This is a genomic window from Streptomyces sp. NPDC033221, assembly GCF_055577005.1.
The window spans coordinates 1-21,936 of the sequence record NZ_JBVIQN010000027.1; the positions used below are offsets into that span (position 1 = coordinate 1).

The 21,936-nt window shown below is 67.8% G+C and carries 27 protein-coding genes; 3 read left to right on the top strand and 24 right to left on the bottom strand.

All coding sequences use genetic code 11. The annotated features are described in order from the left end of the window. Window positions 1–140: 140 nt before the first annotated feature. The 6 genes from ACZ53K_RS29135 to ACZ53K_RS29160 form a co-directional block, all read right to left on the bottom strand. The gene (locus tag ACZ53K_RS29135; RefSeq protein WP_468842140.1) at window positions 141–2,054 is read right to left on the bottom strand and encodes a tyrosine-type recombinase/integrase; all 1,914 of its coding nucleotides are present in this window, start codon (window positions 2,052–2,054) and stop codon (window positions 141–143) included. Between the two features lie 569 nt (window positions 2,055–2,623). Next, window positions 2,624–3,775, bottom strand: coding sequence for a tyrosine-type recombinase/integrase (locus ACZ53K_RS29140; protein WP_468842143.1), 1,152 nt, complete (start codon window positions 3,773–3,775; stop codon window positions 2,624–2,626). 147 nt (window positions 3,776–3,922) lie between these two features. After that, on the bottom strand, window positions 3,923–4,399 hold the full coding sequence (locus ACZ53K_RS29145; RefSeq protein ID WP_468842145.1) for a radical SAM protein: 477 nt from the start codon (window positions 4,397–4,399) through the stop codon (window positions 3,923–3,925). Between the two features lie 153 nt (window positions 4,400–4,552). Then, a complete protein-coding gene (locus tag ACZ53K_RS29150) occupies window positions 4,553–4,708 on the bottom strand; it encodes a hypothetical protein (protein WP_468842148.1) in 156 nt (51 codons plus the stop codon). Window positions 4,709–4,903: 195 nt separating this feature from the next. After that, a complete protein-coding gene (locus ACZ53K_RS29155) occupies window positions 4,904–5,062 on the bottom strand; it encodes a hypothetical protein (protein WP_468842150.1) in 159 nt (52 codons plus the stop codon). Between the two features lie 201 nt (window positions 5,063–5,263). After that, window positions 5,264–5,452: a hypothetical protein gene (locus ACZ53K_RS29160; protein ID WP_468842152.1), complete on the bottom strand. Its 189-nt coding sequence runs from the start codon at window positions 5,450–5,452 to the stop codon at window positions 5,264–5,266. 448 nt (window positions 5,453–5,900) lie between these two features. Between ACZ53K_RS29160 and ACZ53K_RS29165 the strand changes: the two genes are divergently transcribed. Next, window positions 5,901–6,578: a DUF5753 domain-containing protein gene (locus ACZ53K_RS29165; RefSeq protein ID WP_361635709.1), complete on the top strand. Its 678-nt coding sequence runs from the start codon at window positions 5,901–5,903 to the stop codon at window positions 6,576–6,578. Beyond that, the gene (locus ACZ53K_RS29170) at window positions 6,575–6,787 is read left to right on the top strand and encodes a DUF397 domain-containing protein (RefSeq protein WP_361635706.1); all 213 of its coding nucleotides are present in this window, start codon (window positions 6,575–6,577) and stop codon (window positions 6,785–6,787) included. Before ACZ53K_RS29165 ends, ACZ53K_RS29170 begins: the two co-directional genes overlap by 4 nt. A gap of 106 nt (window positions 6,788–6,893) precedes the next feature. Here the strand turns inward: ACZ53K_RS29170 and ACZ53K_RS29175 are convergent, their stop codons facing one another. The 8 genes from ACZ53K_RS29175 to fabG form a co-directional block, all read right to left on the bottom strand. Next, window positions 6,894–7,133: a hypothetical protein gene (locus tag ACZ53K_RS29175; protein WP_468842156.1), complete on the bottom strand. Its 240-nt coding sequence runs from the start codon at window positions 7,131–7,133 to the stop codon at window positions 6,894–6,896. Between the two features lie 70 nt (window positions 7,134–7,203). Beyond that, window positions 7,204–7,542, bottom strand: a complete 339-nt coding sequence (locus ACZ53K_RS29180; protein WP_468842158.1) for a hypothetical protein — start codon at window positions 7,540–7,542, stop codon at window positions 7,204–7,206. A 358-nt stretch (window positions 7,543–7,900) separates the two neighbouring features. Continuing rightward, window positions 7,901–8,260: a hypothetical protein gene (locus ACZ53K_RS29185; RefSeq protein ID WP_468842160.1), complete on the bottom strand. Its 360-nt coding sequence runs from the start codon at window positions 8,258–8,260 to the stop codon at window positions 7,901–7,903. Window positions 8,261–8,317: 57 nt separating this feature from the next. Continuing rightward, window positions 8,318–8,446, bottom strand: a complete 129-nt coding sequence (locus tag ACZ53K_RS29190; protein WP_468842163.1) for a hypothetical protein — start codon at window positions 8,444–8,446, stop codon at window positions 8,318–8,320. Then, window positions 8,434–8,718 carry an HNH endonuclease gene (locus ACZ53K_RS29195; protein ID WP_361635694.1) on the bottom strand — a complete coding sequence of 95 codons (285 nt, stop codon included), beginning with the start codon at window positions 8,716–8,718 and terminating at the stop codon, window positions 8,434–8,436. Before ACZ53K_RS29195 ends, ACZ53K_RS29190 begins: the two co-directional genes overlap by 13 nt. Next, window positions 8,715–9,584, bottom strand: coding sequence for a sigma-70 family RNA polymerase sigma factor (locus ACZ53K_RS29200; RefSeq protein WP_468842166.1), 870 nt, complete (start codon window positions 9,582–9,584; stop codon window positions 8,715–8,717). The genes ACZ53K_RS29195 and ACZ53K_RS29200 overlap by 4 nt, the downstream gene beginning before the upstream one ends. A 313-nt stretch (window positions 9,585–9,897) precedes the next feature. Next, a complete protein-coding gene (locus ACZ53K_RS29205) occupies window positions 9,898–10,245 on the bottom strand; it encodes a hypothetical protein (protein WP_468842168.1) in 348 nt (115 codons plus the stop codon). A 180-nt stretch (window positions 10,246–10,425) separates the two neighbouring features. Then, entirely contained in the window at window positions 10,426–11,130 is a 705-nt protein-coding gene (fabG, locus tag ACZ53K_RS29210) for a 3-oxoacyl-ACP reductase FabG (RefSeq protein ID WP_468842170.1), read from the bottom strand. A 280-nt stretch (window positions 11,131–11,410) separates the two neighbouring features. Between fabG and ACZ53K_RS29215 the strand changes: the two genes are divergently transcribed. Further along, window positions 11,411–12,238 carry a helix-turn-helix domain-containing protein gene (locus tag ACZ53K_RS29215; RefSeq protein WP_468842172.1) on the top strand — a complete coding sequence of 276 codons (828 nt, stop codon included), beginning with the start codon at window positions 11,411–11,413 and terminating at the stop codon, window positions 12,236–12,238. 49 nt (window positions 12,239–12,287) lie between these two features. On the opposite strand, the gene ACZ53K_RS29220 is transcribed toward ACZ53K_RS29215, so the two are convergent. The 10 genes from ACZ53K_RS29220 to ACZ53K_RS29265 form a co-directional block, all read right to left on the bottom strand. Beyond that, the gene (locus ACZ53K_RS29220; protein ID WP_468842175.1) at window positions 12,288–14,150 is read right to left on the bottom strand and encodes a DNA polymerase; all 1,863 of its coding nucleotides are present in this window, start codon (window positions 14,148–14,150) and stop codon (window positions 12,288–12,290) included. A gap of 96 nt (window positions 14,151–14,246) precedes the next feature. Beyond that, a complete protein-coding gene (locus tag ACZ53K_RS29225) occupies window positions 14,247–16,679 on the bottom strand; it encodes a DNA primase family protein (protein WP_468842178.1) in 2,433 nt (810 codons plus the stop codon). Window positions 16,680–16,760: 81 nt separating this feature from the next. After that, complete coding sequence (locus ACZ53K_RS29230) at window positions 16,761–17,168, bottom strand: hypothetical protein (RefSeq protein ID WP_468842180.1); 408 nt, start codon at window positions 17,166–17,168, stop codon at window positions 16,761–16,763. 99 nt (window positions 17,169–17,267) lie between these two features. Next, window positions 17,268–17,549 carry a hypothetical protein gene (locus ACZ53K_RS29235; RefSeq protein WP_468842183.1) on the bottom strand — a complete coding sequence of 94 codons (282 nt, stop codon included), beginning with the start codon at window positions 17,547–17,549 and terminating at the stop codon, window positions 17,268–17,270. Between the two features lie 3 nt (window positions 17,550–17,552). Next, on the bottom strand, window positions 17,553–17,891 hold the full coding sequence (locus tag ACZ53K_RS29240) for a hypothetical protein (RefSeq protein WP_468842185.1): 339 nt from the start codon (window positions 17,889–17,891) through the stop codon (window positions 17,553–17,555). Window positions 17,892–17,980: 89 nt separating this feature from the next. Beyond that, entirely contained in the window at window positions 17,981–18,718 is a 738-nt protein-coding gene (locus ACZ53K_RS29245) for a recombination directionality factor (protein ID WP_468842187.1), read from the bottom strand. A gap of 113 nt (window positions 18,719–18,831) precedes the next feature. After that, window positions 18,832–19,629 carry a hypothetical protein gene (locus ACZ53K_RS29250; protein ID WP_468842190.1) on the bottom strand — a complete coding sequence of 266 codons (798 nt, stop codon included), beginning with the start codon at window positions 19,627–19,629 and terminating at the stop codon, window positions 18,832–18,834. Window positions 19,630–19,853: 224 nt separating this feature from the next. Then, window positions 19,854–20,885: a GntR family transcriptional regulator gene (locus tag ACZ53K_RS29255; RefSeq protein WP_468842193.1), complete on the bottom strand. Its 1,032-nt coding sequence runs from the start codon at window positions 20,883–20,885 to the stop codon at window positions 19,854–19,856. 57 nt (window positions 20,886–20,942) lie between these two features. After that, window positions 20,943–21,554: a hypothetical protein gene (locus ACZ53K_RS29260; RefSeq protein WP_468842195.1), complete on the bottom strand. Its 612-nt coding sequence runs from the start codon at window positions 21,552–21,554 to the stop codon at window positions 20,943–20,945. 127 nt (window positions 21,555–21,681) lie between these two features. Then, complete coding sequence (locus tag ACZ53K_RS29265) at window positions 21,682–21,933, bottom strand: hypothetical protein (protein ID WP_468842198.1); 252 nt, start codon at window positions 21,931–21,933, stop codon at window positions 21,682–21,684. Window positions 21,934–21,936 lie beyond the last annotated feature (3 nt).

Sequence of the window (21,936 nt, forward strand, 5' to 3'; positions counted from 1 at the left end):
CCCGCCACCATCGGGATACCTCATCCCTCCGGCATACCGAGTGCGCCACCAGCCGTCACCCGGACGGAGAACCCCCACCATTAAAGATCTCTAGTATGCCTGCTTAGCCAGACCTCGCGGCCTTGCCCTCAGCACCGGTCTTATGAGGGATCCTGCGGTGCCGCGACGGCAGTGGTGCGGGCGACGATTTCACGGAAGGTAGGGATTCCGAGGTTGACGGCCTCCTGCTTCCGAGCGATCTGCGCATCGAGTTGGGCGAGTTTCTCCTCGGCATGCGTGAGACTGCTCTGCAGTCCCTCGATCTCGCCGAGCCAGCCTTCGCGTTCGGCTTCCTGGATCCGGGCTTGCAGATTGTCGCGAATCTCGACCAGCCGCGGCCGTTCTGTCGCGTGAACGATCAGAACAGGACAGCGGACACAAGCGTGTTCATGAGCGCAATCGGTGCCGTAGGCGCGGCCGCAGTCACCCAAGGCCAACTTGCGTCGCTCGAAGTGCCCGAGGAATTCGTCCCATTCCTCCGGTGTGACGGTGCGGTATTCCTCGGCCGGCCGCAGGGCCCGACGACGGGCGATGAACGCCCGGTGGGCCTCGATGGCGTCCGCAGGGTAGATCGCGGCGTATCCCATCGTGGTCCCAATGTGTTCATGGCCAGCAATCACCTGCGCGATGTGCGGAGGCAGGCCGTTGAGGATGGCGTCCGTGATAAAGATTCTGCGAAAGTCATGGGGCTGGAACGTCAACGGGTTGCCGCGACTATCGAGAAGCCCTGTCGCTGCCAGCGTCTGATGGATTGCTTCACGGAAGAAGCGCGGCGACAACCGATGGTGTTCTCCTTCCTGGCGCTCCTGGAACAGCAGGGGCATCGGCGAGTTCCAGGTTCGCTCGTGCCAGTCGTAGCTCGGAATGACAGGCACCTTCCCGTTTGCGTCGCGGACTCGGGAGACGACTGTGCTCAGCACGTCGGCCAGCTCGGGTGTGACCAGGAGGAGGCGTTCCTGATCAGTCTTCGACGGCGCGATCTGCAAAAGCGGGACGACCTGTCCCGTGGTGGGGAGGGTGTAGCTGATGATGCTGTGATGCCCCAGTTCTAGGAGTTCTTCGATACGGATGCCTGTGTGCCGCAATGTCTCGATGCCCGCCCATGCCCAGAACGCGAGCCGTTCCTCCGCACCAAAGTCCCGCGCGGTGCCCTGGCTGTCCCAGGCCCGGGTCGGACGGCCGCTGACGCGGACGGTTGTGCGCGGGACGGTGAACGTTTCACCCAAGACCGTGAAAATCGTCCCGAGAGGTGCAGCGTTGAGCGCGTCGAGGCGGGCCACAGCCTCCTTGAGGCGGCGCTCGGCAACCTTGACGAGCATCGGCACAGCTGGCAGCCGTTCGCGGGTGCGCTGGTCCATGCGGGATTTCCGCTGGCGTTCTACCTTCTTGACCGGAACCTCATCCGCACGGATCGGAGAAGGCGCGACCCAGGCAGCCCACTTCTCGGGTTCATCAAGTGCCCACTGGGCCACGTCTAGGTAGAAGGCCCGCACCTGCATTTTGACAGCCCCGGCGCTCTTTCGCGGCTCGATCTTTTCCACCACGGAGCCATCCGCTTGTCGCTTTCTCACGACTTTGGTAGCCAGGCGGGCCTTCCAAGCCGAAGCGACTTCGGGCGACAACCGCAGAGAGTCGATTCCTGGGTGATGGCGTTCTAGATCCGCCCAGAAGCGTAGGGCCAGGGTGGTCGACAGTGCCTTTGTCGTGCCGTAGTCGACGGCCGGAGACCGCTCTAGCAGATAGGCCACGATGGCATCACGAACTGACTGGCACTTCAGCTGATAGCGATCCACGAGTTGCGCCGGGTGGACCTGACCACTCCGATGTTTGATGCGCCGCAGGGTAGGGGGAGCGTCCGCGGGGAAATTCCCCAAGTCACGGAGCCATACGTAGGTTGTTAGGACCCGTCTGGTTTCTCTGCTGTCGGAAGTTTGGAGCCACAACAACAGGTCACCGACGGTAATGTCCCGGACGCCGCCGCCTTGCGAGACGATCATCTCAGCGATCAGCTTCAAAGCGGCCGATCCGTTCTTACTTGACACCATGTCAGCTGGCACCGACGCCCGCAGCTGGGCGAAGCCCTCGGGATCGCGGGAAACCTCGATTGCCGGCCGGAGATGCCTCGACAACACTCCGTTGATGAACTCCGGGTTTGGGCGGATCACATCTGCGCAGAGCAAGGCAAGGAGACCCGTTCTGGATATCGTTCGCCCGGGTCGGTGTCCGGCTGATCTGGCCCATACCGCGAAATCGTCCTGCCAGCCTGCGGATAGAGCCTGTTGGGACGGGCAAGGACTCGCCTGCCAGCGTTGCTGCCAGGTCGCGCCGGGAAACGTTTCCAACCAACTCAGCATCAGACGCGCCCCATGCATCCGGGAACGCTGTGCCTGGTCGGTAGGAGCTCGCAGCGGGGGCCGCCCAAGCCGGTGGAGAATTTCCTCGCGTGAGGCATCCGTCCCGGGCCACGTAATGAGGGGCGACCTCGGAGGGAACCGGCCGATCAAGGCGATCGCCTCAGCGCCCGTCAGGTCTGTGCTCGGCGGAACGAAGTGGGTGTGTGCAACGGCCTGCGTCGCAGTAGTGGTCACGGCATGTCCCGGCCGAACAGAACAGACAAGGAGTTGGAGTTGTAGGCGGGCTCGACCGGCTCGGGTGGATGGTTGCGCCGCTGTTCCTGACGGGCGTGATGAGCAAGACCGGCGATGATGACGTCGTCCCTGGTCGGGCGGTTGTAGATGTCAAGCGTCGACAGGCTCTTGTGGCCGAGGATGTGCTGAACGTAGACCGGCGGCATGTTCGGGTCGTCGAGCATCAAGAACGTCGCCGTGTGCCGCAGGTCGTGAAGGGTCCAGTTGGCGCCCAGGATCTCGTTAGCGCGGTTGAACATCATGCGGGCCGCGTCGTACTCCAACGGCCTCCAGGGGCGGCGTAGCGTCCACCACAGCGGCTGCTGTCGGCCGCGGGGCACGCCCTTCTTCCATGCCTCCTCCTGGTAGAGCCGCAGCCAGACGAACGCGTCGGGGGTGGCCGGCAGCTCTTGGTAGTCACGAGTCCCCTTGCGGATCACGCCGATGGTCTGCTGGCCGACGATTGCACCGCTCTGCTTGGAGGTGAGCAGTTCCTCCGCGCGAGCGCCGGTGGCGACCCAGAAGGCCAGCAGGGCCCGGTCGCGGTGCGAGCGGAGGCTGGCAAAGACCTCGGTGTGCTTCTCATCGGGGATGCGTCGCGGGATCCGCTTGGGGATCTTGGGCCGGTAGAGACCGGTGCGCTGCCTCTGGTGTGACTGCTCAGGATTGTGGTGGGCGTGAGCGCGTGCAGAGCGCCGACTGCGGTCGAGAGGGAAGGGGTTGACCAGCAACGATCCGGTGTTGTGGTCCAGGTGGAAGTCGTAGAACGACCGCAGCACCGTCTCGCAGTGGGCCCTTGTGTTGGGAGCGTATTTCGTGCCGACACTGGGCTTCCCGGTCACCGGATTCGGTGTTCCAGGTGCCGGCTTGCCCGTCCGGGCCGGTCGGGGTACCTCGGCGGGCTCCTTGCCGCGATGGCGCCAATGGACGCGTACCGGTTTGTCCGCCAGCTTCATCCACAGCATGAAGTCCCGGGCATCCTCACGAGTCGCACGGTCCCACTCAATCCCGAGCACCCACAGGTAGCGCCACCAGCGCAGTAGGTCCATGCCGTACGAGCGCGGCGTCAACGGTGAACAGTCCCTCGCCAGCAAGTCCTTCAGGTACACCGCAGCAGGCTCGACCGGCCTACCGGACGGATCCAACAGCTGGTAGGGCTCCCATGGATCTCCAGTCGCGAGTAGCTCGCCCATCTCAGGCAGCACAAAGCTCTTCAAGTCCCTTCCGGGACGCTGTTCACCGGGCATGCCGGGAAGCTAGCAGAAACCCCAACTGACCTGCGAGAACGTATGAGTTAGTTCGGTCAATAGGTCGTAGCTGCCGGAGCGGCCGGTGATGCGGTCGTGTTCGTCGGCGCGGTCGCTGTAGTAGCTCGTCCCCAGCGTCACGCCCTTCCGCTCGAAGAGCGGCCACCACTGGTCGCGCACGCGGTAGAGATTGCTGTAGATCTCCACTTCACGCCCAAGGGACAGGGCCAGTTCGGCGAACTCTTCCCAGTGGGGGTGAACGGTCGGTTCGCCCCCGATGATCTGCACTGTGGGGATGCCAAGCGCGGCGGCGTCGATGATGACCGAGCGCCAGTCGGCCGCCGTCATCACGCCGTGGTCCGCCGTGGGGCTCGATTCGCTCAGGCAGTGCGTACAGGTGAGCTGGCACTTTCCAGTGATCTCCAGCTCCAACATGTCCAGCCCTTTCCTGGGGCTGGTGACGGGGCTTTCTGCAATGGCGGTCATGGCTCTTCCCTTCACCGGGAACTGTGAGTGCGCCCCGACGGCCGGCACCTTTGCCCACGGGCCGCCGGAAGGCGTCCGGGCCCGCCCCCTTGCCGGGTTCGCCGCCTGCGGTGGGGCCCAGCGCGGCCGGGGCAAGGGGGCGGGTGTCTGTGGCTAGCTGGTGGTGGGCTTGCCGGTGAGGCGTTCGCGCATCCGTTCCACCAGGTCGGCTCGCTTGGCTTTCTGGTCTTCGGTTGCGCGACGGTCCTTGGTCACGATGGCGCAGCGGGGGTCGCGCTTGGGCGCGTGGCACGGGCACGGCTTAGGCATAGTCGTCTTCCGGGTGCGGGTCGGGGGAGTGAAGGCACTTTTCGCAGGTCACGGCACGTCGCCAGGCGGTGGTCTTGTCGGTATCCGTCTCGACACCGCAGAGGGGGAGGTACTTGTCGTCTCCGACCATGAGGGACTTGTGGACGGGGAAAACGTCGTCTCCGACTGTGACGCCGAACTCGCCCTGTACGGGGGTCACAGCGGGGCCTTGCCCTTCTTGGGCGCGGGAGCCGGGCGGTCGTGGTCGGGGTGTCGGCCGATGAGGACTCGGCAGTCCGCGGCCTTGGATCGGTCGCCTGATGCAACGGCGGCGTCGAGGTCGCGGGTCAGCTTCTGGCAGCGGGGGCATTGCATGGTGGTTCCCAGGGTTCGGGTCGGCGTGGTCATCGTTGGGCACCCCTCTTGTGGGGGTGGCCTGCTATGACGCCGTTGCAGCTCCGAACGGTGAGCATCCGGCCCTCTCGACGGGCGGGTTCCCGGTCGGCGTGCGCGGACTCGCACACGGAGCACCCTGGGACGGCTACGGGCTCCAGGCCCGATCTGGGCATGGCCAGGTCACGAGTGCTCACGGAACACCCGGGCCAGTCCGGCGATCACTTCCCCCAGGAGTCCCCGGTCCGGGGTGCGGTACGGGCCGTACCCGGGCCGGGCGGGGCGGTTCTCCGCCGGGCGGTGCCATGCCTCCTGGTCCGGGTGGATGTGTCGAGTCTCCCAGGACCAAACGCGCTTGTCCTGGGGCGTCAACTTCTGTCCTTGACCGTTCCTTCTGGCACGGGCGCCCATGCGATCATCTCCCTATCTTTGCCGGACGGTTGAGCTGCGTTCCCCCCTAGGTGCGCACCTGGACCGTTTCCGCGCGCTCACGCTGTGCGGTTGGCTCGCCACAAGGATGGGCCAGAACTCGCTAGTCTGAGGAGTCTTTAGGCGCCCGACCTGCGGGTTGGTCAAGCTGGTAAATGCGCACGCCGCTGACCAGGGACAATCGGGCCGCTGACCAGTTGACCAGACCTTGTGGTCAGGGGGAATCGTGATCGAAGAAGGCACTGCACCAAGGGGCGCGGAGGGCGCGCGAGACCCGCGCCAGGAGTTCGCCAATGAGTGTCGGAGTGCGCGGGAGCTGTACCCCGGCGGGCCGCTGAATCAGACGGAGTTGGCGCGGAAGGCACGCACGTCCAAGAGCACGATTTCTCGGGTGGAGAACTGCGTGGGGGCCGTCCCGCCAGAGCTACCGGCACGCCTGGATGAGGTGTTCGAGACGGACGGGAAGTTCAAACGGCTATACGAGGACATCACGGCTCAGGGCTTCCCGAAGCAGTACCGGCCGCGGATCGAGCTGGAGCCGCGTGCGGTGGCGATAGCCGAGTGGTCCCCCACTGTGGTGCCGGGGCTACTCCAGACGGCGCCCTACGCATGGTCGCTGTTCCGCGAAGGTGACCCACGCGCCAGCGACCAGGAACTGTCCTCCAAGGTGAGTAAGCGACTCGCACGACAGGAGGTGTTGAGCGGAATCTCTCCTCCGGATTTCTCCGTGGTGGTCTGCGAGTCGGTCATCCGTCGGAAGGTGGGAGACGATGAAGTCATGCGGGGGCAGTTGGCCGCGCTGTTGCAGCACTGTGCCAGGCCAACGACGGTGCTCCAGGTGCTCCCCTTGTCGGCTGGTACGCATGGGCTCATGGACGGCCCGTTGTCGATCCTGACCACACTGGAGGGCACCACCGTGGTCTACACGGAAGGCATCCAGTCGGGCGCGACCATCGACGAACCAGCGAAAATCCGCCAGCTTTCGCGGTCATACGATGTCCTCGCGACTTCCGCCCTATCGCGCGAGGCGTCCGCTCAGATGATCCGAAAGCTAATGGAGGAACTGTGACCCCACTCCTGAACCACTCCTGGGTCAAGTCCAGCTACAGCAACCAGGACGGTGGGAACTGCCTGGAGTGGTCCCCCCGCACGGCCGCGACTACCGGCGTCGTCCCGGTGCGCGACAGTAAGGCGCCGGAGGGCCCCGTCCTGGCCTTCCCCGCTACGACGTTCGCAACGTTCATCACCAGTGTGAAGGCGGGCGAGTTCTCCGCCTGATCACGGAGCGCTCCCGCCGGCCTCGCGCTGAGTGAGTAGCAGTACGGCCCCCTTCACCGTGTGATGAAGGGGGCCGTACTCATGCCGGAGGAATCCGCAGTGTTGGTCAGAGCGTCAGCAGACGTTCCAGGGCCCAGGGGCCGCCGCTCTGGCCGACGGCGTGGCACTCGCGGGAGGAGTAGCGGAACGGGTGGTCAGGGTCGCCGACGATGCGCCAGGGGCGCCGGTCGCCGCGATGCTGGGGTGCGTACTCCACGTCCTGGCCGTTGCAGGGGGCGACGCTGCACACGATGCGCGCGCCCTCCCGTTCGGCCTGGCGGAGTTCTGCGGTGAAGTTGCGTTCCATGGGGTGCTCCTGAGTGGAGGCCGGGCCCCTGTCCGCTTCAGTGACAGGGACCCGGTGGAGAGGGAGGTGGTCAGTTCGGCAGGTGGGTACCGGCGGGCCCGCCGCACTGCGGGTCTTCACAGATGCCGGTGTAGTAGAGGCCGTCACAGTCGATGCTCAGGACTTGGGGGCGGGCGCCGCACCCCTCGCACGCGGGGTGATCGACGTAGGCCACCTTCCGCTCCACGGTCACCATGTCCGCGAGGAGTTCGGCGCCGGGCATGCGCTTGGCTCGGATGATCTGTGCGGCTTTCTGAGCGGAGACGTTGCGGGGATACCCGCCGTCCCACGTAACCAGGTAGGTCACGACCTTCTCCGTGGCGGTCTTGCCGGGGAACCAGGTCTGGCCCTTGCCGTCGGGGTGCTGCATTGCGGTGCTCCTTGATTCGTGGTGGGTGTTGCCGGGGCCGGGGGCCCTGTCCGCTTCAGTGACAGGGGCCCCGGCGTGGGCGGGTGTCAGGCGACGCGGACCCATCGGAAGATGTGGGCCTTCTTGGGGTTTTGGTCGCAGGTGTCACCGTGGGCGGTGCAGGTCAGCTTGCGGGCTTCCATGGGTGGTTCCTTCGTTCGTCCGGCGGGGCGGTCCCCCGTTCGGAGTGACACCACTATATGAACATGAACCCGCTAGGGCAAAATCAGCTGCCACGCTGCATCCGCACGTGAACGCACAAAGGCCCCGCCCTGACCGGGAGTCAGGGCGGGGCCCTAGACGGAACATGTTCTGTCCGTCAGGCGTCCAGGTAGGCGGCGACCCGGAGCACGTCGGCCAGGCTGGCGGCCGGGCCTGCCAGGGCGCGAGCCTTCAGGAACAGTTCCTCACGGCCGGATTCGGCAACCCGGGGCCAGTCGGCAGGCTCCGGAGTTGCGGCGGGTGATACGTCCGGGGGCCGCTCCCCCTCCGCCGCGATGGACGCAAGCGTGACCGTGCGCGCGAAGCGGCGCGCGGACTCCGGGGCCAGGTAGAGGTACACCGGCGCCGCAGGGTCGGCGTCCACCCGCCGGAACTCCACCTCCACGAACCCGTCCGGGTCCGCCTGCACCGTGGCGAGCGTCCCGCCGTCGTAGTCGCACTGGAACTCTTCAGTCATCTTCCGTACCTCCATGGAGTGTTACTGTCCGCCGCGCCGGCCTTCTACGGAGCGCGATCATTCGTCGGGGTCGTCCAGGCGCCAGGGGTCCGGGGAGTCCGGTTCCGCCTCCAGCTCCAGGTCCCTGCCGAGTTCGGTCATGGAGGCCCCGGCCAGCGTGGCGTCCTCCAGGGTCATGAATCGCATACGCACGGGGTGTGTCCTTCGGTGGTGGCCCAACAGGCCAGGGTGTGGGTGTACTTGCGGGCGTTGCAGTCACGGCACGCGGCCACCAAGTTGGCGGCCACGTCCAGGCCCCCGCGTGCGAGCGGGAGCACGTGGTCCAGCTCCTCCGCCGGGCCGTCGCAGTAGGCGCACCCGGCCCACCGGGCCAGGATTTCCGCGCGGTCGTACGGCGCGGGCCGTGGTCGGCGGGACGCCCGGCGGGCAGGGAACGGACGCCGTGGGCGTCGGTTCACGCGGCCAGCTCCATGTCCAGCTCCGCGCCCTCCAGGGCCAGCGTCTGAACCGTGTTCCGGAGCCGGTCCAGGGCGCGCTTGAGGGTCTGGCGGGACGTGGCCACGTTGATGTCTAGCGCCTCCGCTATGGCCTTGTGATCGGGTATCGGCAGGCCGTTGGCGTCGTACCCGTCGAACAGGTGGGGTTCCGGGTCGAACCCGTAGACCATGCGGACGATGCGGTCCGCGTTGCCGTGCAGGGTCTCCAAGAGGGCGTGCGCCAACGCGTGCTTGCGTTCGCGGTCCTGGCGGGCCGCGTCGGAGGCGTCCGCCAGATCGGCCGGCACCTGCCCTGGGGCCGCCAGGGAGTCCCCCAACACGGCCGTCCCGGCCTCCCCCGCCGCCGACTTGAGCGGCGCGTCCAGCGACTCCACACCTTCCAGGGCCAGGCGGGCCATGTGGGCAGTCTTGGCGCTCAGACGGTGATGGCTGGAGGGCAGGACGGTGGCCAGGAACTCCGCGGCCTCCATGTCCCCGCCCACGACGCCAAGGCACCCCTTGAACGTCGCGATGGCGTCGGCCGAAACCGTGGGCCCGCTCCGCGTATTGGCGGTGTCGAGGATGGCGCCCTTGATGCGGGTGTGGGCGTAGGTGGAGAACTTGGCCCCGCCGTCGGGGTTGTAGCGCGCCAGGGCCTCCAGGGCGGCCACCCGGCCCTCCTGGCGGAGGTCGTCCAGTGCGTCCCCGTACCCGGCCGCCAGGCCCGGAGAGTGCGTCACGCGCGTCTCCGCTAGCCGGTAGATCATCCCCTCCAGGTTCTCCAGTACCTGGGCGCTGGCCTCCGCGTCGCCGGACTGGGCGGAACGGATCAAGGCAGGGGAAAACATGCGGGTGGTGCTCCTTGCAAGGGGGCCCGGCGGACCGGCTTGCGGTCATGCACTGGGGCCCATGACAGGCGGGCTCGCACACCTGTTCGGATCGATGAGCAGGGAGATGCCTTGACCTGCCGCACATGCGTTCGAATACGTGGGCAGAGGTGTGCCCTGGGGGTGCGCGGGCAGGGGGCATCGCCACGCGGCCCGCCGTGGGGCGCGTGGTCAGGAGTGGGGGGTCAGCTCAGAGCGAGCGGATACAGAAATCCCCCGTCGCGGCGCGGACGGCCGGTACGGGGGACCTGGAAGAGGGGGTTGTCCGTCCGGCTCAGGTGCGGGACGGATCGGAGGACCCGACGGCCGCAGACAGGCGGGCCAATCGGGTGAGGGCGCACGCGCGGTCGCGCGGCACGCGGGTCACGAGGACGGACAGGCGCCGACGGGTGGCGCGCGGCAGGTACCGCAGACGGCCGCCCTGGGGCGGAGCGGCCACCAGGGCCAGGCGCAGGAAGTTGACGCACACGGCGTCGCGGAGGAGCCACAGGTGGCAGGCAGCCACGCGCGGGGGCCGGGCGCCACTGCGCACTCCGGCCATGCTGCGCCGGATGCGGGCCAGGCACCGCCCGCTGAGGATGGGGCGGTGTTCGATTTCGTGCTGGGTGGGGGTCGGTGCCACAATCCTGTCCGAAGTGAACCGAGCCGCCTCCCCTCTCGCCAAAGACGTGAGGCGGCTCGCAAGCTGTACCGGACTCCCCTGCAAGGGAGCCCCTGGACCGGCGCTCGGAGGCTGCAATCTCCGGGCGCCGGTTCTGTTACGGGCCGTGGTGGCCGGCATATCGGTGGGTGACCGACAGGGCTAGTGCCCCATGGCCACGCCACCGTCCACCGGGATCACGGCCCCGGTGATGTACGAAGCATCCTCACTCGCCAGGAAACGGACTGTCGAGGCAATTTCCGCAGGTCGGGCGATACGCGCCAACGGGATTTGCCGGACGATCTCCGCGCGGCGCTCCTCGGTGAGCGCGGCCGTCATGTCGGTCTCCGTCAGGCCGGGGGCGACCACGTTCGATGTGATGCCGCGCGATCCCAGCTCCCGGGCGAGGGAACGCGCGAACCCGACCAGTCCGGCCTTGCTGGCCGCGTAGTTCGCCTGGCCCGCTTCTCCGGCCAGGCCGACGGCGGAGCCGATGAAGATCAAGCGTCCCTTGCGGGCCCGCAGCATGGCCCGGGTCGCCCGCTTGGCCACGCGGTAGGCGCCCACCAGGTTGGTGTCCAGAACGCTGGTGAAGTCGTCTTCCGACATGCGCAGGAGGAGGGTGTCCCGGGTGATACCGGCGTTCGCCACGACCACCTCCGGGGCGCCCTGGTGCTCCTCCACGGCCTTGAACGCCTGGTCCACCTGCTCCACGTCGGTCACGTCGCACGCGACGCCGAACGCGCCCTCCGGCGCGACGCCGGAGCGGGACGTGACGGCCACCTGGTCCCCCTGGGCCAGGAACGCGGCAGCGATGGCCGCACCGATACCCCGGCTCCCTCCAACGATCATGATTGATCTAGACAAGATCACATTCTCCTTACCGGCGCACACTTCGTCGTACGGACCATTTCATACCGAGCTTCGTCGTACGGACCATTCTGCATACCGACGTGAGACGTTGCAGTTCTCTTGTGAGAACGGGCAGTTCTCTTAATGGGAACCGGCAGTTCTCTTATGGGAAGAATGTTCACCCATTCAACGAACGGAGATCAACTGATGGGGGGTCAATTGCCTTGACATCCACACGCGGGACGCAAAGATCAAATAGATGCCCGGGGCACCTACCTGTTACGCTCTGCGGGTCATGCCTGAATCACGTACCCACACGCACTACACGCCCCGGGCCCCGGAACTGGAACTGGCGGAACTTCTCGTCACGTGGCGCAACCGCGTAGACCCCCGCCGCATCCACGGCGTCTCGCAAATCCGGCGCCGCCCCGGCCTCACTCAGCTCGAAGTTGCCAAACTTACCGGGGTGAGCCGCGAGTGGTACGGGAAGCTGGAGAACGGCCATAGGGCCGACTTCTCTCCGGCGTTCCTTGATCGGCTGGCCCTGACTTTCCGACTCGACCCGTCGGAACGCCTGACCCTCTTTTTGCTCGCCATAGGGAAACCGCCGGTTCCCCTGTCAGTCCCTTCCGAGGTAGCAATGTCCGCCGTGGACAAGCCCATGCGCGAAATGCTGAACGCCCAACTCCCCAACCCGGCCTATCTGTCGGACATTGCGTGGAACATCGTCGCGTACAACCAGCCGCAGATCGAATGGTTCCCCTGGATTCCTCAAGAACCAAACCTCATGCGGTGGGCCTTCCTGTACCCGGAGGCCCGCGAACAGCTCGTGAACTGGGACAAGGATTGGGCCCGTCCGTTCCTGGCTCAGATCCGGGTTGCTCTCGCCAAGTTCCCGGACGAGCAAGGGCTTTTGAACCTGCGGGACGACATCCTGGAAGGCAACCAGGAGGCCGCGCGGCTGTGGGCCGACCACGAGGCCCTTGAGCACCCGGACGGCGATGTCCGCCGTCTGCGCGTGCCGTACCACGAGGGCGCGGAGGTCCCGGTCCGCATCATGGCCATGGCGCCGCTGCGCGCGCCGCACATGCGGTTCATCACCCTGGTTCCCACCTCGGACTAGAGCCACGAAGAAAGCCCTGGACGGTGTCACAACCGTCCAGGGCTTTTCGCTATGCGGCAGGGGCCCACTCTTCAGGAAGGCCGTAGCCTCCGGCCCAGGTCTTCCCGTAGACCTCCGCGTCCGTGCCAATGGGAACGCCGAAGAGATCCATGCGCACCACGTCCGCGACTTCCCGCGCGATGTCGGCGGCCTGAGCCTGCGGCGCGGTTCCTAGAACCTCGTCGTGGACCCACAAATTCAGGTACTGGGTAAGTCCCTTGTCGTGGAGATCGATAAGGGCCTGTCCCATGGTGTCCCGGGCGGTGGACTGGCACATGTAGGCCACGCCCTTGTACAGCTTGTCCCGGTCGAGAACCAGGCGCCGGCCGCTGGGTGTGCGGATCTCGCACCCGTTCGCCAGGGCGTGGCGCTGGAGGCCGCGGGCCCATTTCTTGATGCCCGGATACGCCTTGGCATAGCGCGTAAGCGTGTCCCGCATCACGCCCACGGGAAGGCCGGTCTGTTTCGCCAGAGTCTTGGCCCCGCCCTGATACGAGGTCCCCAATCCTGCAACTTTGGCAAGTCCGCGTTGATACTTTGAGAAGTCGGGGCCAAACATCAGGCTGGCGGTGAAGTCGTGCAGGTTCCGGCCGCCCCGGATGGCTTCGCACATCTGCGGTTCCTGGGAAAGGGCCGCCAGGACCACCAGCTCCACGGAACTTTGGTCCACGCTGAAATACACGTTTCCCGGTTCGGCTATCACGGCGCGGCGGATTTCCCAGCCCTTGGAGGGGAGCTGCTGGAACGGCGGGTCCGACACCGACGCACGGCCGGTCTTGGCACCCAACGTATTGATCTTCGGGTGCACCCGGTTTCCGGCGTCGCGCTTTTCCAACATGGCCAGGGCATATGACTTACGCCACCGGCCCGCACGCTTGGCGTGGAGGACGGCCGTAGCCAAGGGGTTGGGAGTACGGACGTTCAGCCGCTCCCACTTGTCGTTCAGATCCGCCAAGGGCAACAGAACCTCTTTGGCGACGGACGGCGCGCCGGAGTCGGTGCGCTCCTCCCACTGCTCCCCCATGCCCAGGAGCGCGGCGGCCACCTGCCGGTCCGAGTTGACGTTCTCGACGCCGTACCGGGCCGCCTTGGCCGCGTGGAGTTCCGCCGCCTCCCGGAGTCGGCCCACCAGGCCCTCCGTGTACGGCACGTCCAAGAGCATCCCCCGCCGCTCTATCTCGGCGCAGATGGCCACCAGCTGGTGTTCGTACTCCACCAGCACTCGCGGAATGCTGTGGCGGACCAGCTCCTGTTCGAGGCGGGGCCGCAGGCGTGCGGCCAGGAGCACGTCCAGGCCCGCGTACCGCTGGTACGTCTCGTCCTCGTACGGCACCCCGGCCCAGCCGGTTTCCTTGGTCAGGCCGTACGAGCGGAACACCTGGGTCAGGCCGGATTGCGTGTCGGGCGCGGAGGGGTCCACGTACCAGGCGGACAACGGCTTGAGGGAGATGCCCACTCCGCCCTCGTAGTCCTGCCGGGAGTCGGCCAGGTGGGCCAGGATCTTGGTGTCCCGCACGCGGGGTGCGACCGTCTCCAGGGGCGCGATGCCGTGGCGGTCCAGGACCAGGAGGTCATAGGCCGCGTTGTGGATGACCAGCTCCGGGCATCGGGTGACGACGGTCCGTGCCAGTTCCTGGAAGGCCGGGCCCCGCTCGACGGGGACGACGAACGCACAATCCGCGGTGCCGTACTGGACGGTGCGGAGACGGTGGCGGGGACTGAAGGTGTCCAGGCCGGTGGTCTCGGTATCCACCGCGAGGGATCGGGGCTGGTGGTCGGTCAGCCACCGCCGGGCCTGGTGGGCGTCCTCGTCTGTCTCCAGAGCGTGGATGGTGGTTGCGGCCCCGGCCAGGGGGTGGCGGTAGGTCTTCACGCGGGGTGCTCCGTCACTGTGCGTCGGCCGCCGGCCCAACGCTCCGTAACGTGCACGAGGGCCGCCCCGATGGGACGGCCCTCGTATGCGGCACGCTTACGCGCTGTTCCTGGGCTGGCCGAAGATGTCTGAGGTACCCGCATCCACCGGGGGTCGTGACACCGCGCGGCAGTCCGCCAGGTTCGCCAGGACCCGGACGCCGTGGACCTTGGCCTCCCGCACACCCGGGAAGGTCCGGATGGCGTCGTAGAACTTGTTGCGCGTCATCGGGTGGCGGATGCCGCACTCCTCCACCCATGTCCGGTAGCGGTCCCAGGTGTCCGTCCGGGGAACGCGCGCGCCGTCCTGGACCACGAACTCCTCCCCGATGAAGCCGGACAAGGGGTGGCTGGTGTCGCGGTAGTGGGCGGTCCGCCGCTCCACGGCCTCCGGGAAGGCCAGGCCCCGGCCCGCCGTGTACTCCCGGTACCAGTTCATGGCGCCGCGCACCGCCCACGCGGCAATGCCCTCGCGCTCCTGGCGGAGCGCGGCGGCCAGGTGCTTGTCCTCGCGGCCCCGGAAGTCCTCCAGCCATGGGACGACGCGCACGCGTTGCCACAGTGCGGCGTCGGTGGCGTCCACGTCGGGCACGTAGTTGGTGTCCACCTGGACCAGGCACACCGGCCGGAACGTGATCTCCTCGCGGGCGTACACGCCGCGCGCGGTGATCGTCTGGTCCCCCGTGACGGCCTTCATCAGGGCCTGGTCCAAGGGCATGTTGGCGGGCCACTCGGAGGAGATCACCAGTCGTCGGCCCCGCAGCGCCACCACGTCCGCGCGGGGCCCGCCGGACTCGCGCCGCTTTTGGAACAGCGCCGCGTCCGCCCGCTTCGTGGCCTGCCGGAACACCTCCTCCAGGGTGGAGGTGAACGTGGTCTTCCCGTTGGTCGTCGGCCCCACGTGCATCACGAAGATCCGTTCGACGCCGTACCCGGTGATGCCGTACCCGGTCAGGCTCTGCAGAAAGGCCGGCATGTCCGGCGCCTGCGGGTGACACTGCTCCAAGAACCGTTCCCAGCGCGGCGCTTGGGCCTCCGGCCGGTAGTCCACGCCCAGAACGTAGGTGTTCATGTCCTCCGGATCGTGCGGCCGGGCCTGGCCGGTGCGGAGGTCCACCAGGGCGTTGGCGAACGCCAGGAGGTTAGGGTCCGCGTCGAACTGGTCCGCCCTGGCATACACGCCGGGGATGCTCGCCAGCATCTCCACCATGCCTTTGACCCGCCCGGAGTCCTGGGACTTCAGGGCCCACCGGGAGCGCTTTTCCGGGTCGTGCCCGTCCTCGTCCTCCAGGGACTGGATTACGGCCCGCACGTCGGCGTACAGGGCTTCTTTCGGTACGTGCTGCCAGTGCGTCCCGCGCCACTTATAGACCCCGACGCCGGGCACCATGCGCACGTGGCCGCCGAGCTGGCGGTACAGGCGCATGGCGTTGCCCAGGTCGGTAAGCGGCAGGGGCGCGGACGGTTCCGCCGTCGAGGCGGACGCGATGGGTTCCGGCTCCTGGTCCAGGACGTGGAGCGGGGCCCGGCGGACGGCCGCGTGGAGCTGGCCGGGGAAGGCGTCCGGGTCGCGTCGCCTCCAGTCGGTCAGGTCGTCCCCGGCGTTCGGGATCTCCAGGCGACGGACCATGACCCCGGCGCGGACCAGGGCGTCCGCCAGGGCGGCGGTGAAGGCGGCTCCGGCGGTGTCGCGGTCCCCGGCCAAGACCACATCCCGGTCCTTCAGGGCCTGCGCCAGCTCCTCAATCAGCGCGGCGTTGCGAGCCAGGCCCGCACCCCGCACGAACACCACGTCATACCCAACCGCTACGCCTGTCAGGCCGTCCCCTGGGCCTTCCGTGACGAGAACGGTGTCATAGCCGGAGTCCGCCCGCAGTACGCCGTACTTGGCCCAGGCCGAGCCCTCCGGGGAGGTGATGGAAAGCCACCGGGCCGGACACTGCCCGGTCAGGTCCCGGCCCTGGAGGCCGCGGGGACGGCCGCTGAAGTCGTTCAGCGGCACGGTGAGGCGGGTGAACTTCTCGTACGCCGTGGAGCGGTAGGGGAACCGGTCGTCCAGGCCCGGGTAGTCCAGGCCCAGGCCGAGGTCCACGGCCCGCTCCGGCTCCAGGCCGAACCGGCGGAGCACGTAGTCCCGGGCCTGCGGGTGCTCCGGGTCGAGGAAGGCCAGGTTCGTGGTGTCCACGTACTGGGCCAGGGCCGCCAGGCACCCGGGGTCGAGGTCGCCGGGGGTGGGCTTGGCCGACACCCGCGCGCCCTCGCCCGGCGTCCAGTCGAACAGGTCCGCCGCCCGCATCCCCAAGGCCGCCAGGATGGCGTCCCGCTCGCACCCGGCCCAGCACCGCACCAGGAGCCGTCCGTCCTCCTTCAGCCGGAAGAACAGCGACGGTCGCTGATCATTGTGGACGGGGCAGGGGACTCCGTACTCCCCGCGCTCCTCCACTACTTCGGGGAAGCGGGCTAGGAACTGGGTCAGGTCGCGGGTGGGCAAGGTCTCTCCTCAACGCAAAGCGGGCGTGTCCGGACCCGTTCACTGGGGTCCGTGACACGCCCGCGCTGGGGAGGTCAGTGCTTACTGTGTGCGTCCGCCGGCCTCGCGGAGCGTGGCCAGCACCTGGGCGAAAGTCTCCAGGTTCATGACCGCGTACCCGTCGCCGACGGACCGCCGGGGCGCCTTCACCACGGCGACGCCGTACGGGAATCCGGCGTGCGCGGCCTCGCGGTTGGCCTGGCGTACGTAGTCGGCCAGGCGGATGGACTTCTCCGCCTTGCACTCGACGACGAACGGCCGGGCGTGCAGGTCCCCCACGTCACGGACGCCGGTCTGGGCCGGGCGGGTCACGTTGCCGGGGTCGTGCGGGTCGCGCCAGGGATAGGCCGCGTCCTTCCAGTGGTCCACGTACTGGCCAAGAGCCGTGTTCAGGTAGTGCCGGACCTCCCGCTCCCACGTCGTTCCCTTGGCCTTGGCGCGGTTGGTCACCGGCGCCTCCGGAGGACGAGCCGGACCAGGTGGACCAGGACCAGGAGCTGGAGGACGACCAGGACCAGGGCGACGACCGCCAGCACCTGGAGGAGCACGTCAGACACCGGCCACCGCCTCCGCCGGAATCGTCACCGCGACGTGTTCGGCCGCCACGGTCTCCACGCGGAACGTGGACCGCTTGACCCACCCGCTCTCATTGCCGGTGGGCTTGACCTTCAGCATGGGGAAGATGCGGCCCTTGTGCTGCTCGGTGTAGGTCCGCAGGACCGTGGCCTCCACCATGCGTACGCCGTTGCCCCGGCGGGCCGCGTAGACCAGGGTGTCCCCCTCGCGGATTTCCTGGCCGGTGAAGTCGTGGATATGGCCGCGCTTAGCCATGGTTCAGTTCTCCTCATGCCTTGATTCGAAGTACGCCAGCGGCTCCGGCTCCAGGCCGTACCGGCGCATAGTGGGGGCGTAGGTGTGGGAGTGGGCGGACTTCAGTGCCGTTCCCCGGAGCGTGTGGCACAAGTGGCCCGCCGCCCGGATCTCTTCCTCTGCCGCCAGCTCCGGCTCCGGAAGCCGAAGCACTATTCCGAACTTCCGATAGACCATGCACGCAAGTCCCCATTGCGCCTTACGGTCTCGGTTCATGTTGAGCGTCACCTGAAACAGTCCCGCTGCCACTTCCAGGTTGTAGGGGTCTGCCGCAGCCAGTGCCACGAAGGTGTTCGCCTTCATACGTTGTTCGCCTCTTGGAAGGGGCCAGGCCCGTGGTGAACCTGGCCCCACTAGTTACGTATTGCTTCCGCCGGCCTAGCCGTGCGTGATCAGAACGGGGCAGAGTCCGCGGCCTTGGCCAGGGACGGGACGGCCGGGACGGCCTCCGCCGGGGCTGGGCCGTGGACCTTGAGGACCGGCTTTCGGTAGGCCACGTCCACGCCGGACTTGGTGGTGAACTCGACCAGCTCCAGGGACAGGGAGCACAGGGCCGGACCGCCGACGGCCTCCAGCTCCCGCCACATGCCCTCAAGGGACTTCATGAAGTCCCAGGAGCCGGTCATGAGCCGGAACTTTCCCAGCTCCGGGTCATCGGCCAGCCGGAATTCCAGGCGCTGGTCCGGCTTGGGGCCGTGGCCGTTCTTCGCGGCGGCCTTGCGCTCCTGGAGCGTCTGGGGGCAGCCGCACGGCTGGCCGTGGCGCGGGTCCTCCGAGTCCGTGAACTCCACGCCGTCACACGCATGGATGGGCTTGCCGGTCATGCCGTACAGGGCCATGCGGAAGGTCACGGCGTCCGGGCCGTCCACGATCACCTTGACGGTGTCCGCTTCGGTCAGAACCTCCGTGCTGTCTTCCTTGGTCGTCTCCCACGACTGCGGGGTGCCGCCGTACAGGGCGGCCACGGCCTTACCCACCTCCGGGTCACCGGTAGTGATCCGCCACGCCTTCAGAGCATGGGGGCGGCCATTGAGCTGCTGACCCGCACGGAACCGGCCCACGAAGTCGGAGGCGAACGTCTTGGGTCGCGCATTGGGGTCGGTGTCGAACACACGGAGGGTGCGGGCCACTTGCTGGCACTCCTTGGAGATTGCTTGGAATGAGGCAGCAAAGAGGCCCGGCGTACGACCGCCGGGCCTCTCGCTGATTCCATGCACTGGGGGCCGTGACACCGGCCCGGCCGCTACGCCGAGCGCCGCTGCGTGCCGGTCTCCGCCTCCCCGCCGGAGGCGACCGGACGGCCGATCACTCCGCGCTTGCCTTCCCGCTCCCAGTCGAAGACGGCCCGCAGGTGAAGGAAGGTCTGGAACAGCTCCGGCGCGTGCCGCACGGGGACCAGCTTCCAGCCCTCCGGGCGGACGTGGAGGACGGCCGCCGCGTCGATGGCCGGCATGTCCACGGACTCCCCCGTATCGGCCTTCACGATGCGGTCCGCGTTCGCGTACGCGGCGAGCTGCAACGCCACCTCCTCATGCACGCCGGAGCGGGTCGTCTTCCAGTCCAGGACGACGGTCTCCCCGCCGATACGCGCGATGGCGTCGAACGACCCTGCATAGACATGCCGGTCCGACCACACGGCGTCCTCCAGGAACAGGAACTCCGGTTGCACGGCGTCCAGGAACTCCCGGAAGTGGTCGGCGTACGCGCGGAGTTCTGGGTGGACCCGAGTCACGTCCTCGCCGCGTGCCAGGCGTTCGAACACGTCATGGGCCGCGCTGCCGGTGTCGGCCGCCGTCTTCGTGACCCTCCGGGGTGCGCCCTTCAGATAGTCGATGGCGCCCGCGCGGTCATTCAGCGCCAGGCCCACCACCGCGCCGAGGTTATCCACGGCCGACGTGGCCACCTCCTTGGCCGCCCAGAACTGAAGGAAACCCTTCGGGAGCATGGACAGGACGCTGGTCACGCCGGGTGCCTTGGCGCCGGTCTCCGGGTCCACGTAGAACCGGCTGCCGGACCGGCTGATGGTGTTCAGTACTGCCACGGGTCTCTCCGCTCGCTCGCGGGCCGCAAGGGCCGCGCTCAGTCGCTTACGGAGGCATCCACAGGGGGCCGTGACAGATGGAGCGGAGGGCAAGAAAACTGCCCCGGCGTCCTTCTTTCTCTGATCCGCTCGTAAGGAAAGGAGGGAACCGGGACAGTTTTTCCGCCCCCAGGAACGTGAAAGGGCCCCGCTCCGTGGAGCCGGGCCCTTGGCGGTGTGGCCGGTTACTCGTCCAGGCCCTCCAGCTCCCGGAGGAGCGCGTCCGCCCGGTCGCGGGCCGCCTTCACGTCGTCGTGGAACGCCGTGCGCTGCTTCGGTGTCATCACTCGCAACGAAGTCGTAGTGAACACCGCCAGGCCGTGGTCAATGCGCTTGGCGAGCGTCACCATTTGATGGCCGGTCGCCTTGCCCTTGGCCGCCTGCCCAGCCAGGGCCTTGGACGTGGCGCCCACCTCATCACTGGCCTTGCCCGCCCGCTTCTCCAGTTGGGCGCGCTGGCCCCGGGTGAGCGGAGACACGCCGAACTTGTCCCACAGCGCTTCGGGGATGCGCTCGCGCTTCAAGTTCTCCAGGTGGTGGAGGACGGCGCGACGCTGGGGCGGTTCCACCTTGAGGTCCTGATACAGCAGCGTGACCACGGCTTGGTACTCGCGGGAGTCACCGTTCCAGTCGGGGTTCCCCTTGTGCTCGAACAGCTCCCGGAGGTCCATCACCTTTGCGGCCAGGGCCTTCTTCGCCTCCGTGGCGTTGCCTTCCGCCTCCAGCCATGCGCGACCCAGTTCCTTGCCCTCCTGGAAGGCCGCGGCGACCTCTTCGCGGTTCAGGGCGCGTTGGGCGTCGGGGTCCACATGCTCCGTGACCACGCGGCCCTCCAGGACGCGCGGCGCGTCCGGGACCGCTGGTTGCGCGCCCTTCTCCTGGGCCTTGGCGGCCATGCGGGCCGCCAGCTCCTCCGCCGTCTCCTGGCCGTTCCCGGCGGCCTCGCCGTCCGCCGTCTTCGGCGACTCAGGGTTAGTGCCGGCCGCACTGTCCGTGTCGGTGGAGAACAGGCCCTCCGCCACCTTCCACGCCTCGCCGTCGCGGACCAGCACCCCGTCCCCGGCCAGGTATTCCAGGGCCTTGGTGACGGTCGGGGCGGTCGTCCCGTACGTCTGGGCCAGGTCCGATGCGCGGGGCATCGTGTCCCCCGGCGTGCCCTGTCGAACCGCGTCGCGGATCTGCTCAGCTACCGCTAGGTATTTGGGCGTCTTGGCCATCTCTCTCCCCTAATCGACGGGCGGGGCCACCGTATCGCCGGTGGCCCCGCCCTGGCCTTACTTCTCCGTAAACTCCTGGCCGCACACTCCGCACACGATCGGGCCGGTTGCGGCGACCGTGGGCCCGATCTGAAACGAGCGTGCGGGGGTGCATTCGCACCGAAGGGTGAGCCGCACGCCCGACCGTCCGCCGGTCCGCTCCGGCTCCTCCAGGGCCACCCCGGCCAGGGTGACGTCCAGGGCCGCGATCACCGGCGCGTACGCCGCTTCCCCCTCCGCCGTCAACGGCACCGGGGAAAACCCCTTGGTCGGGTGCGGGGACTCGCCCTGGGGCCAGGCCATACCCAGCTCGGCGGCCATCTCCCTAAACCGCTTGTTGTGCCGAATCCCCCGGTTGCTGGTCTCGCTCACGCCTCGCACCCTGCACAGTGCATGGGTGGCCACGTGGAGGAGGTGTTCCACGATGGCCCGGGGACCGGCGCGGAGGGTTTCGTGGCGGACGGGCAACTCCGGCCGCGCGTCCTCCCCGGGGGCATCGGGCCAGGCCAGGTTGTGGCGGGCCCCGCCCTCGTCCACGACCACGCGCACGTCCGGGAGGTCCGGGTGGCGCTCCTGGAGCACTTCCCAGGTGGTTTCGATGGCCGCCCAGATGCGCGCGGCTGTATCCATGTTCATCTCCGTGGCCCGCTGTTGCTTGGAATGGCGACGCTAACACAGACATGAACTCGCGCGGGTTCCCCTTTCGGGTACGCAAAAGGGCCTGGACAGAACATGTTCTGTCCAGGCCCTTGCCCTCTTACCGGCCGGTGCCGTCGCCCGCCGATGCCTCCGGCACTGGGGCCGGGTTGTACTTGGCCGCCACCTTCCGGGACGCGCCCTCTCCCAGGAACAGGATCACCAGGAAGGTGATCGCGTCCACGGCCTGGTCATTGACCGCTACGTCCGCCACGGCGGGTATGTAGTGGCCGACCAGGACCAGGAGCGCGCCCAGGACGGACCGTACGCGGACCGGGTGGTCCCGGACCGCCTGGCGGATCACGTCGAACAAGTT

What these genes read in the sequence shown, in the direction of transcription:
- ACZ53K_RS29200 (WP_468842166.1), bottom strand. Translation starts at nt 9,584, where the DNA reads ATGTTTTCCCCTGCCTTGATCCGTTCCGCCCAGTCCGGCGACGCGGAG.
- ACZ53K_RS29150 (WP_468842148.1), bottom strand. Translation starts at nt 4,708, where the DNA reads ATGCCTAAGCCGTGCCCGTGCCACGCGCCCAAGCGCGACCCCCGCTGC.
- ACZ53K_RS29175 (WP_468842156.1), bottom strand. Translation starts at nt 7,133, where the DNA reads ATGGAACGCAACTTCACCGCAGAACTCCGCCAGGCCGAACGGGAGGGC.
- ACZ53K_RS29180 (WP_468842158.1), bottom strand. Translation starts at nt 7,542, where the DNA reads ATGCAGCACCCCGACGGCAAGGGCCAGACCTGGTTCCCCGGCAAGACC.
- ACZ53K_RS29260 (WP_468842195.1), bottom strand. Translation starts at nt 21,554, where the DNA reads ATGGATACAGCCGCGCGCATCTGGGCGGCCATCGAAACCACCTGGGAA.
- ACZ53K_RS29190 (WP_468842163.1), bottom strand. Translation starts at nt 8,446, where the DNA reads ATGCGATTCATGACCCTGGAGGACGCCACGCTGGCCGGGGCCTCCATG.
- ACZ53K_RS29255 (WP_468842193.1), bottom strand. Translation starts at nt 20,885, where the DNA reads ATGGCCAAGACGCCCAAATACCTAGCGGTAGCTGAGCAGATCCGCGAC.
- ACZ53K_RS29215 (WP_468842172.1), top strand. Translation starts at nt 11,411, where the DNA reads ATGCCTGAATCACGTACCCACACGCACTACACGCCCCGGGCCCCGGAA.
- ACZ53K_RS29145 (WP_468842145.1), bottom strand. Translation starts at nt 4,399, where the DNA reads ATGACCGCCATTGCAGAAAGCCCCGTCACCAGCCCCAGGAAAGGGCTG.
- ACZ53K_RS29185 (WP_468842160.1), bottom strand. Translation starts at nt 8,260, where the DNA reads ATGACTGAAGAGTTCCAGTGCGACTACGACGGCGGGACGCTCGCCACG.
- ACZ53K_RS29235 (WP_468842183.1), bottom strand. Translation starts at nt 17,549, where the DNA reads ATGGCTAAGCGCGGCCATATCCACGACTTCACCGGCCAGGAAATCCGC.
- ACZ53K_RS29240 (WP_468842185.1), bottom strand. Translation starts at nt 17,891, where the DNA reads ATGAAGGCGAACACCTTCGTGGCACTGGCTGCGGCAGACCCCTACAAC.
- ACZ53K_RS29155 (WP_468842150.1), bottom strand. Translation starts at nt 5,062, where the DNA reads ATGCAATGCCCCCGCTGCCAGAAGCTGACCCGCGACCTCGACGCCGCC.